Source organism: Agromyces binzhouensis, assembly GCF_004135055.1.
Classification (GTDB): domain Bacteria; phylum Actinomycetota; class Actinomycetes; order Actinomycetales; family Microbacteriaceae; genus Agromyces; species Agromyces binzhouensis.
The window spans coordinates 1-10,995 of the sequence record NZ_SDPL01000064.1; the positions used below are offsets into that span (position 1 = coordinate 1).

The window sequence follows — 10,995 nt, forward strand, 5'->3', positions numbered from 1 at the left end:
CGACCCGCCGACCCGCCGCGAGGCGCTCGCCGCGGCGCGCCCGCGCGAGCTGCCCGAAGCGGAGCGCATGAACGCCGCCGAGCGCCTGGCGAAGCGCCTGGACCGCCCGATGGGCATCCTCGGGATCCTGTTCCTGTTCGTGGTGCTCGGGCAGGTGCTCGCGCAGGATCCGACGCTCGTGACGGTCTTCTCCGTCTTGGGATGGATCTTCTGGTCGATCTTCGTGGCGGAGTTCGCCCTGCGCGCGTTCGTCGCCCGGTCGGCGGCGTTCTGGCGGCGCAACTGGTGGCAGGTCCTGTTCCTCGCCGTGCCGTTCCTCCGCTTCTTCCGGGTGCTCACGTTCTTCCGCGTCGCGCCCATCGCGCGGCTCGGCGGCGTGCTCTCGGCCGGGGTCCGCGGCTCACGGTCGGCGGGGCGGCTGGTGTCGGATCGGATCGCCGTGCTGGCCGCCGTCACGGCGGTGGTCATCCTCGCGGCGAGCCAGCTGCACTACCTCACCGGCGGCGGCATCAGCTACGGCGAGGCCCTGTACCAGACGGCGCTCGCGACCGTCACGGGGGCTCCGCTCGACGGGGACTCGACGCTCACGCGGATGCTCCACGTGGTGCTGTCGGTGTACTCGGTCGTGGTGTTCGCGACGCTCGCGGGCTCACTCGGCGCATACTTCCTCCAGAAGCCGGTGGAGCGGCGTCGCGAGGCCGACGCGGCGGTCGAAGGTTCGGCGATCGTCGACGAGACCGAGACCGAGACCGAGACCGAGACCGAGACCGAGCGCGCGGCGCCGGCGCCGCGCGCGACGTCCGCTCGAACGAAGCCGGGGGCCGCGCCGATCGGCGCGACCCCCGGTGACCTCTGACGGCGACGAGTCAGACGCGCGCCGTGCGCCGCACCACGTCGCCGAGCGCGTCGGCGTCGAGTGCGAACAGGTCGCGCGACCCGGCGGTCGCAGGGCCGATGAGGCCGGACACCGCGGGGAGCAGCTGCTCGGCGTAGAACCGGGCCAGCGGCAGCTGCGTCGCGCCGATGGCGTCGCCGTCGAGCTCACGAGCGGCGAGCGCGGACTTCGCGAGGAGCCATCCGCCGACCACCAGCCCCCACATGCGCAGGTACGGGCTGGAGCCCGCGAGCACCGAGTTCGGGTCGGAGGCGCCGGTGTTCAGCATCCACGCCGTCGTCTGCTCGAGCTCGTCGAGACTCGTGTTCAGCTGCGCCCTGATCGACGCGAACTCATCGCCCGCCGCCGCGAGCTCGCCGTCGAGGTCGCGCATCGAGGCGATGAACTCGAGGGCGGATGCCCCGCCGCGGACGCCGAGCTTGCGGCCCACGAGGTCGGCGGCCTGGATGCCGTTCGTGCCCTCGTAGATCGCGGCGATGCGCACGTCGCGGTAGTGCTGGGCGGCGCCGGTCTCCTCGATGAAGCCCATGCCGCCGTGGACCTGCAGCGCGAGGGAGGTGAGCTCGTTGCCGAGGTCGGTGCCGAACGACTTGCAGATGGGGGTGAGCAGTCCCACGATCTCGTCGGCGCGGGCGCGGGTCGCGGCATCCGGGTGGTGGGTGGAGATGTCCACGTGCACGGCGTTCAGCAGCATCATGCGGCGGAGCGCGGCGATGTACGACTTCTGCGTCATGAGCATGCGGCGCACGTCGGGGAAGTCGATGATCGGCGAGTCCTCCGTGGCGCCGATCGCGCGGCCCTGGATGCGCTCCTTCGCGTAGTCGAGCGACTGCTGGTAGGCGCGCTCGGCCACCGCGAGCCCCTGCGTGCCCACCGAGAGGCGCGCGCTGTTCATCATCACGAACATGATGCGCATGCCGAAGTTCTCGTCGCCGATGAGGTACCCCGTGGCGTCCTCGTACGACAGCACGCAGGTGGGGGAGCCGTGGATGCCCATCTTGTGCTCGACGCCGAGCGTGTGCACGCCGTTGCGCTCGCCGAGCGAGCCGTCGTCGTTGACGAGGAACTTCGGCACGATGAAGCACGAGATGCCCTTGGTGCCGGCGGGCGCGTCGGGAGTGCGGGCCAGCACGAGGTGCACGATCTGCTCGCTCAGGTCGTGGTCGCCGAACGTGATGTAGATCTTCTGGCCGGTGATGCCGTACGTGCCGTCGGGGCGCTTGACGGCCTTCGTCGTGAGGGCGCCCACGTCGGAACCGGCGTGCGGCTCGGTGAGGTTCATCGTGCCGGACCACTCGCCGCTGACCATCTTGGGCAGCCAGGCCTGCTTCTGCTCATCGCTGCCGTAGTGCAGGAGGGCCTCGATCGCGCCCTGCGTGAGCAGGGGCGCGAGCGAGAAGGCCATGTTGGCCTCCATCGTCAGTTCCTGGATGGCGAGGCCCACCGTGCGCGGGAAGTCGCCGCCGCCGAACGCCTCCGGAAGGGGGACCGACCCCCAGCCGGCCTCGACGTAGGCGGCGTACGCCTCCTTGAACCCGGTCGGCGTGGTCACCGTGCCGTCGGGGTTCAGGCGGGCGCCCTCCACGTCACCGGCGCGGTTGGTGGGGGCGACGACCTCGGCCATGAAGCCGCCGACCTCCCCGAGGATCTCGGTGACCATGTCGAGGTCTGCATGCTCGAAGCCCGGAAGCTCGGCGACCCGGTCGTAGCCCACGACGTGCGTGAGCGCGTACGCCAGGTCGGCGACGGGCGGACGGAAATCAGTCATGTTCGGACTGTAGGCGCGGGCATCCGGGTCCGGGCCGAATCTGTTGGCATCGACGAAGCCCCCCGGTCGAAGCGGCGTCGCGCTTGTGGCACCCGGCAATCGGACGCGCCCGCCCGAGTTGCCCGGCCCTGGTCGCGCGAGGCATGGATGCGTGCCCGTTGGGGCATGGCACTGGCCGCGCATGCGCGAGATTCCCTAACATCGGTCTCAGGCATCGTGTGCGGTGCGCCGCCGCGACGTCGTGAGCGGGGGGACGGGATGGCCGATCGCATCTGCTGGAACTGCGGTGCGAAGAACGCACCGGACGCACGTTTCTGCACCAACTGCCAGTCCTACCTCGGCTGGGACACGGCTTCCGGCGACGACTCCGGCGGCGGCACGAAACCGGGGGAGCCCGGGCCCTCGCCGACGCCCGACGGGGGAGACGAGACGCCGGGACCGGCTGGCGAGGACGGCGAGGTCGTCTCGCCCGACGGAGCAGTCACGACGGATGAGACTGCACCCGCGGCCGGCTCGCCCGAGGTGACCGTCGCGACGCCCGAGGTCACGCTCACGCCGGACGAGCCCGCGCGGATCGAGCTCGTCATCGAGAATCCGACGAAGGTCGTCGACGGCTACGACGTCGAGCTGGTCGATCCGCCGGACTGGCTCGAGCTGGTCAGCCCGGAGGTCCACCTCATGCCGGGCGCATCGGACGACGTCGAGCTGTCGCTCGAGATGCGACCCGGACCGATGGTGGTGGCGCAGCGGGCCGAACTGACCCTGCGGATCAGCTCGCAGGAGGATGCGAGGCGATACGCCGTCGCCGAGCTCCTGGTGCACGTTCCGGCCTACGGGCCGCGGGTCGGCATCACGGCGAGCCCGGCGCTCATCCGGCTCGAGGATGCCGGCGACGGCTCGTTCACGCTGACGCTCGACAATCGGTCCGCGAACCATCCGCAGACCCTCACCCTGGCCGGGAAGGATCCCGAGGACGTCGTCGACTTCCGGTTCTCCGCCTCGACGGTCGAGGTCGAGCCGGGTTCCACCGTCGACGTGCGCGTGGAGTTCTCGGCGCCCCAACCACCACCGGGAGAGCAGCGGAACCGGCAGCTCGCCGTGGCGGCGACGGATGACGAGGGGCCGATGCCGGCGACGATCACCCTCGTGCAGAGCACCACGGCCGCTCCGGTCGATGCACCGATCAAGCTGCAGGTCCAGCCGAGCACCATCCGACTGGAGGACGCCCACGACGCCGAGTTCGACGTCCTCATCGACAACCGTGGCGGGCACTCGGGCGTCACCATCGCGCTCACCGGGGTCGATCCGGAACAGCGGCTCTCGTTCGCCTTCGTTCCCGCGCAGTTCGTCGCCGCCCCCGGGAAGGTCACGAAAGCCAGGGGCCTGGTCCGCGCGGAACCGCCGCCGCCCGGCACGCAGGCCACCCACCCGTTCACCGTGGTGGCGACCGACGGCGCCACGGATGCCTCCGGCGACGCGATGCTCGAGATGACGAGTTCCGCGGCGGCGATCGCGACCGCGGAACTGCGAGCCAACCCCGAACGCCTCGACCTCGGCCGTCACCGCCAGGGTCAGTTCACGGTCGAGATCGACAACCGCCGCGGCGTTCGGCCGCTCAACGTGGCGATGTCCGGACGATCGGACGACGGGACGGTGCGCGCGGTGTTCGCCCCGGCCGTCGTCGTCGTCGCTCCGGGTGCGATCGGCTACTCGAGGGTCTCCCTGACGAGCCCGCACCCGCCTGCCGGACGGCAGGCCACGCGGAGGTTGCACGTGACCGCGTCGGACGGGAACCAGGACCTCGATGCGAGCGTCGAGATCGCGCAGGTTCGGCCCAATCGCCGTCCGACGGCCGGCCGGTGGCTGATCGCCCTGGGGGCCGTGCTCGTCATGGTCGGGGCGTTGCTGCTGCCCTGGTTCATCGGGCTCTCCAGGCCCGACCTCGACCCGATCGGCATCGCGCAGGCGATCCTCACGTCGACCGCACTGCAGTCCGAGTTCGTCGAGGGGCCGGTCCGGCTCCTCCTGATCGTGCTCGGGGTGCTCATGCTCTTCGGCATCGCGGGGAAGGACGGAGGGCTGTCCCGCAAATCGGCCGTGCTCGTCGTGCTCCTCGCCGCCGGGTACCTGGTCTTCCTCGCCGTCACGCCGGGGATGACCCTCTCCGCGCTCCACATCGGGTTGCCCCTCATCTGGATCGGGGCCGCGCTCGGGTACGCCGGCGGCATCCTCGTCCGCATGAAGGACTGACAGCCGCGCCCCGACGGGAATGCGGAGCGCTCCATGGCGTTGCCCCTCAGTGGGTCGGTCGCGCCTGCGGCGGCCCGTGAAGGAGAAGCGCGTGACCGGACAGACCGCCGTCGGACTGCGCTCCGAGCGCGGGCCGGTGCTCGCCGCCCTGATGCTGTGCACCGGGCTCGTGGCGATCGAGGCGACCATCCTCGCCACGGCGGTGCCGTCGATCGTGGCCGACATCGGCGGGTTCGCGCAGTTCCCGTGGCTGTTCTCGATCTACCTGCTCGCCCAGGCCGTCTCGGTGCCGGTCTACGCCAAGCTCGCCGACACCGTCGGGCGGAAGCCCATCATGCTGGTGGGCATCGGCGCGTTCCTCGTCGGCTCGATCCTCGCGGGCTTCGCGTGGGACATGACCTCGCTCATCGTGTTCCGGGCGATCCAGGGTCTCGGCGCGGGCGCGGTGCTGCCCGTCTCGATCACGATCACGGGCGACATCTACACGGTGCGGGAACGCGCGCGCGTGCAGGGGTACATCGCGAGCGTGTGGGCCGCGTCATCCGTCATCGGCCCCTCGCTCGGCGGACTGTTCGCCGAGTTCCTCTCATGGCGGTGGATCTTCTTCGTGAACATCCCGCTGAGCCTCATCGCGGCGTGGATGCTGATCCGCAACTACCACGAGACCGTCGAGCGGAAGAAGCACCGCATCGACATCGCCGGTGCCGCGGTGCTCACCGTCGGGCTCACCCTCCTCATCCTCGCGGTGCTCGAGGGCGGCCAGGCCTGGGCGTGGAACTCGTGGCAGAGCATCGGCGCGTTCGGCGTCGCCGCGCTGCTCCTCGTCGTCTTCGTCCTCGTCGAGCGGCGGGCTGCGGAGCCGATCCTCCCGCTCTGGCTCTTCTCGCGGCGACTCATCGTCACGACGTCGCTCATCTCGCTCGGCGTCGGCGCGGTGCTCATCGGGCTGACCTCGTACGTGCCGACCTTCCTCGAGGTGTCGGCGGGGGCGACGCCGATCGTCTCGGGGCTCGCGGTCGCGGCCCTCACGCTGGGCTGGCCCATCTCGGCCTCCCAGTCCGGCCGGCTGTACCTGCGCGTCGGCTTCCGGAACACCGCGTTCCTCGGGCTCGGCATCACCGTGCTCGGCGCGGCCGGCCTCGTGGCCGCGACGTTCGTTCCCAACCCCGTCACGACCGCACTCGCCTGCTTCGTGGTCGGCCTCGGGCTCGGCCTCGTGGCGTCGCCGACGCTCATCGCCGCGCAGTCCTCGGTGCCGTGGTCGGAGCGAGGGGTCGTGACCGGCGCGAACATGTTCCTGCGATCGATGGGCAGCGCCGTCGGCGTCGCGATCTTCGGCGCCGTGGCGAACGGCGTGATCGCCGACTCGGGGCTCGGCGCGCATTCGGTCGCAGCGATCCAGGCCGCGTCGACGGCCGTGTTCATCGGCGTGGCGATCGCCGCCGTCGCGACCATCGCCGGCGCCGTGGCCATGCCGAGTGCCCACGTCGACGACATCGAGCATCGACCGGTCGAGCCCGCGGAAGCCGTCGGACCGACGACGGCGGCCTGACCCGGGCCCGACACGCCGTGGGCCGGAGGTCCCAACGGGGATGACGCCGTTCGTGGTCTGATACGCCCGACGAGGGGGTGCGTCGATGGCCAAGACGAGCGCGGCTGCCGCGGAGCGGTGGCGTGAACGCCGGACGCCGCGCCGCCCGGTCTCCCGCCTCGTGGAGCGCTGGACCGTGGTGGACGACGTCGACGTGTTCTACCGGGAGTCGCCGGACCCTCCGCCCGGTGCCCGGGTCATGATGCACGTGCACGGGTTCGGCATGTCGGGGCGATACCTCCTGCTGACCGCCGAACTGCTCGCCGACGAGTTCCACACGCTCGTGCCCGACCTTCCGGGATTCGGCCGCAGCGGTCGGCACCCCCAGGGGCTCGACATCCCGGACCTCGCACGGGCGGCCGCCCGGTTCCTCGACGATCGCGGGATCGAGAGGGCGACGCTCGTGGGGAACTCGATGGGATGCCCCGTCATCCTCGAGTTCGCCGCCAGCTTCCCGGACCGCGTCGACCGTGCCGTGCTCGTGTCGCCCGCGGGCGGGGTGTTCAACCGCCCCCTGTCGCGGGCGATGCGCCAGCTCGCGCAGGACGGCACGCGCGAGCCCCCTCGGATGGCGCGAGTCGCCGTGCCCGACTACGCCCGGTTCGGCGTGCCGAGCACGCTGAAGCTGTTCCGCGCGCTCACGCAGTACCCGTCGCTCGAGCGACTGCTCGAACTCCAGCTCCCGTCGCTCGTCGTCCTCGGAGATCGCGATCCGCTGATGCCCGGGCCCGCGCGCGTCCAGGAGGTGGCCGGGCAGATCGACAACCACGTGCTGGCCGTGACGATCGAGGGTGCCGCGCACGCGATCAACTTCAGCCACGCCCGGGCGCTGGCGCACATCATCCGGCGCTTCATGGACGACCTCCCGATCGTCGACGACCCGACCTGGACCGACGGCACCCGCGTGGTCGAGATCCACCGCGGCGTGCACCATCCGCCGGTGAGGGATGCCGAGGCGACGGACGCCGAGGCAGCGGACGCCGAGTCGACGGACTGACACCATGACCGAGGCGAGCACGTCGGACCGGCTGGACCGGAGCGCCATCGTCACCCTCGTCGCGCTGTCCCTCGGCATCCTCGTCGTCGCGAACGACTTCACCGCGCTGACCGTCGCGGTGCCGAGCATCGAGCACGACCTCGACACGAGCCTCAACCGGGCGCAGTGGGTCATCAACGGGTACACCGTCGTGTTCGGCGTGCTCATCGTCACGGGCGGCCGGCTCGCGGACCTCTTCGGGCGGCGTCGCGTGTTCGTGATCGGTGCGCTCGTCTTCGGCGCGTTCTCCCTGCTCGGCGGACTCGCTCCGAACATCGGACTGCTCATCGCGGCGCGGGCGCTCATGGGCATCGGCGGCGCGATGATGTGGCCCTCGGTGCTCGGCATGGTCTACGACATCGTCCCGAAGTCCCGCAGCGGGCTCGCGGGCGGCCTCATCATCGGCGTCGCGGGGCTCGGCAACTCCATCGGGCCGCTGCTCGGCGGGATCCTCACCGACACCCTCGGCTGGCGGTGGATCTTCTTCGTCAACGTGCCCGTGGCGCTGCTCGCGGTGCTGGTCGTGCTCCGCAACGTGCCGGAGTCGACGCGCGGCGGCGGCGTCCGCGTCGACTACGCCGGCATCGCCAGCCTGTCGGCCGCCGTGGTGCTCGTGCTCGTCGCCCTCGACGTCGGCAGCGCGAACACGTTCGGATCGCCGTGGGTGCTCGGCATGATCGCGTTCGGCGTGCTGCTGCTGCCCGTCTTCGTGCTCATCCAGCGGCGGCAGGGCGACGACGCGCTCGTGCCGCGCCGCGTGGTCTACAGTCGGCAGTTCAGCGGCGCGCTGATCTCGATCCTGCTCCTCGGCTCGGTCTTCTTCGGCGTGCTCGTCTACGTCCCCCAGTACCTGGAGAAGGAGCTGGGGTGGAGCGCGTTCGCGGCGGGCGCCGGCCTCCTGCCGATGATGCTCGTCTTCGCCATGGTGTCGTTCGCGGCGGGGCCGCTGTACCACCGCATCGGGAGTCGGCTCGTCATCGGGATCGGGGCGGCCTGCCTCACGGTCGGCGTGCTCGTGATCGCCCTGGTCATCGGCACCGGCTACCTGCCGCTCGTGCCCGGGCTCGTGCTCTGCGGGATCGGAGTCGGCCTGTACTTCTCGGCGGTCACGACGGCCGCCGTCACGGCCGTGCGACCGGAGGACTCGAGCCTGGCGGGCGGCATCGTCTACATGGGCAACGTCGCGGGCGGGTCCCTCGGACTGGGCGTGAACACGGCGATCGTGCTCGCCGCCGCCACCTTCACGGTCGGCATCCGCAACGCCTTCCTCGTCGACGCGGCGCTCGGCGTCATGGGAACGATCGTGGCGATCTCGCTGATCCGCTCGGAGGGGACGCGGACGCGCACGCCGTCGTAGCGGCGTACGGCCGCCACGGCGAGTGAGCCCGCGGGACCCCCGAACAGCCGAGACGGGTCGGTCCCGCCGAACCGGAGTCCGGCGGGACCGACCCGTCGTCTGCGCGCCCGCGCGGGCGGGCGCGACGTCAGAGCGCCTGCGGCAGGATGTCGAAGGACACGCGTCCGTCCTCTGCGACGCTGGCGTCGAGCGTCTTGTCGTCGAGCGCGATGGTCGCGCGCTCGCCGAGGTACACCCGGGCGCCGGACTGCTCGACCACGGCGTCGCCCGATTCCGGGGCGGGCGTGATCGAGACGCCGAACTGGGTGGCGTCCGTGTCCTCGGCCTCGATGCGCAGCCCCGATCCCTCGGGAGCGCCGTTGCCGGCGACGATCTCCTTCACGACGGTGGCCGCGGTGTCGGTCAGTGTCAGCATGTCGTCCTCCTCTGATCGCGAGTCGGCCACGTTTCCAGATCGGGCGGAGGAACGCCACCCCGAGACGCGCGTTTCGCTCATCGCGTACCCTCGCGCCCGCGCGCGTCGCCTCAGGCCGACGGCAGTCGCTCGCTCGTGCCCCGGAGCAGCACGGGCAGCGTGCGCGTCGCATAGGGGGACGCGTCGAAGTCCTCCTCGCGGTTGCCCATCAGCAGCCAGCTCTCGAAGGACCGCTCGTAGGTGTCGACGACGACGCGCACCGCGAGCGTCGGCGACCAGGTGAAGCGCCGGTCGAGCTTGGCCATGAGGTCCTCGAAGACGGGCACGAGTCGCTCGACGAACGATCGCTCGGCCGCCGCCGCGGCGTCGCCGTCCCCGCCCTGCGAGGTCAGCGCGCGCAGTCGGCGCTGGGCGCGGATGATCAGGCCGCCGCGATCGAGCGGCCACGAGTCCGCGAGCATCCGCGCGGCGACGCCGACGGGATCGGCCGATTCCGGGCCCGCCGTGTCGGCGCCGTCCGCATCGGCGTCGGAGCCCGCGAGGTCGATCGCGTCGAACGCGTCGACCGCCGAACGGAGCCGGTTCACGCAGTCGTGGACCAGCTGCTCGTTCACCGCGTCGAGCAGCGCGTCGTCGGTGGCGAAGAACCGGCGGAACGCCGTCGGGTGCACGCCGTTCTGCTCGCAGATGTCGGCGATCAGGCGGTCGTCGAGCGCCCGCCCCGATCCGAGTGCGACGCGCGCCGCTCGCGTCAGCCGGTCGATGGTGACCTGACGCTGCTCGCTCCCTCGGCTCACGCCCGGCCTCCGCTTCCGTCTCGTCCCGACCCTCGACGAGCGTACTCCCCGCTGCTGCGTCGGTCGCCGGGTCCGCGTAGGCTCACGCATCGTGCAGGAACCCTCGGCTCACGACCCGGTGCCGCCCGCCGGTCTCGCCCCGCTCGGCCTCGGTCTCGCCGCGCTCGGCCGCCCGGCGTACATCACCGCCGGCCGCGACGCCTCGCTCGGCGACGACCGCAGCGTCGACGCGATGCGGGGGCGTGCGCACGCGATGCTCGACGTCGCGTGGGCCCGCGGCATCCGCTTCATCGACGCCGCCCGGTCCTACGGGCGCGCCGAGGAGTTCCTCGGGTCCTGGCTCGCCGCGCATCCGGAGCGCCGCGCCGAGCTCGAGGTCGAGTCGAAGTGGGGCTACGCGTACGTCGGCGGGTGGCGCATGGACGCCGACGTGCACGAGCGCAAGGAGCACTCGCTCGCCATGCTCGATCGCCAGTGGCCCGAGACGCTCGCCGCGCTCGGCGGCGCGCCCGACCGATACCTCGTGCACTCGCTGACCCCCGACAGCCCGGCGCTCGACGACGAGGCGCTGCTCGACCGGCTGCGCGAGCTCGCGGCATCCGGCGTCGCCGTCGGCGTCTCGACGAGCGGGCCGCACCAGGCCGACGCGCTCGACGCGGCCCGCGAACTGCCCGACTCGCCGTTCCGCACCGTGCAGGCGACGTGGAACCTGCTCGAGCCCTCGGTCGGACCCGCCCTCGCGCGGGCGCATGCCGCCGGCTGGTTCGTGGTCGTGAAGGAGGCCGTCGCGAACGGCCGGCTGACGAGCGCGGGCGATGAGGCGGATGCCGCTGCGCTCGCCGCGACCGACGGCCAGGCGCTCGACGCGCTCGCCATCGGCGCGGCG

At 71.8% G+C, this 10,995-nt stretch carries 9 protein-coding genes; 6 read left to right on the forward strand and 3 right to left on the reverse strand.

Going from position 1 to position 10,995, the window contains the following annotated elements:
* The coding region (locus tag ESO86_RS05455) for a hypothetical protein (protein WP_207207022.1) at nucleotides 1-856 on the forward strand (856 nt) is incomplete at its 5' end.
* Nucleotides 857-866: 10 nt separating this feature from the next.
* On the opposite strand, the gene ESO86_RS05460 is transcribed toward ESO86_RS05455, so the two are convergent.
* Entirely contained in the window at nucleotides 867-2,663 is a 1,797-nt protein-coding gene (locus ESO86_RS05460; RefSeq protein ID WP_129233900.1) for an acyl-CoA dehydrogenase family protein, read from the reverse strand.
* A 258-nt stretch (nucleotides 2,664-2,921) separates the two neighbouring features.
* Here ESO86_RS05460 and ESO86_RS05465 point away from each other — a divergent pair, with 258 nt between their 5' ends.
* The 4 genes from ESO86_RS05465 (at nucleotide 2,922) to ESO86_RS05480 (ending at nucleotide 8,897) form a co-directional block, all read left to right on the forward strand.
* On the forward strand, nucleotides 2,922-4,913 hold the full coding sequence (locus ESO86_RS05465; RefSeq protein ID WP_129233902.1) for a zinc-ribbon domain-containing protein: 1,992 nt from the start codon (nucleotides 2,922-2,924) through the stop codon (nucleotides 4,911-4,913).
* Nucleotides 4,914-5,064: 151 nt separating this feature from the next.
* Entirely contained in the window at nucleotides 5,065-6,465 is a 1,401-nt protein-coding gene (locus ESO86_RS05470) for an MFS transporter (RefSeq protein ID WP_242492220.1), read from the forward strand.
* A gap of 85 nt (nucleotides 6,466-6,550) precedes the next feature.
* Nucleotides 6,551-7,501 (forward strand): alpha/beta fold hydrolase, encoded by a 951-nt coding sequence (locus tag ESO86_RS05475; protein ID WP_129233906.1) that lies wholly within the window; start codon nucleotides 6,551-6,553, stop codon nucleotides 7,499-7,501.
* 4 nt (nucleotides 7,502-7,505) lie between these two features.
* Entirely contained in the window at nucleotides 7,506-8,897 is a 1,392-nt protein-coding gene (locus tag ESO86_RS05480; RefSeq protein WP_129233908.1) for an MFS transporter, read from the forward strand.
* Between the two features lie 127 nt (nucleotides 8,898-9,024).
* Here ESO86_RS05480 and ESO86_RS05485 read toward each other — a convergent pair whose 3' ends face one another.
* Both ESO86_RS05485 and ESO86_RS05490 read right to left on the reverse strand, forming a co-directional pair.
* Nucleotides 9,025-9,312 (reverse strand): iron-sulfur cluster assembly accessory protein, encoded by a 288-nt coding sequence (locus ESO86_RS05485; RefSeq protein ID WP_129233909.1) that lies wholly within the window; start codon nucleotides 9,310-9,312, stop codon nucleotides 9,025-9,027.
* Between the two features lie 110 nt (nucleotides 9,313-9,422).
* Complete coding sequence (locus tag ESO86_RS05490; protein ID WP_129233911.1) at nucleotides 9,423-10,109, reverse strand: hypothetical protein; 687 nt, start codon at nucleotides 10,107-10,109, stop codon at nucleotides 9,423-9,425.
* Between the two features lie 91 nt (nucleotides 10,110-10,200).
* On the opposite strand from ESO86_RS05490, the gene ESO86_RS05495 reads away from it, so the two are divergent.
* The coding region (locus tag ESO86_RS05495; RefSeq protein ID WP_242492218.1) for an aldo/keto reductase at nucleotides 10,201-10,995 on the forward strand (795 nt) is incomplete at its 3' end.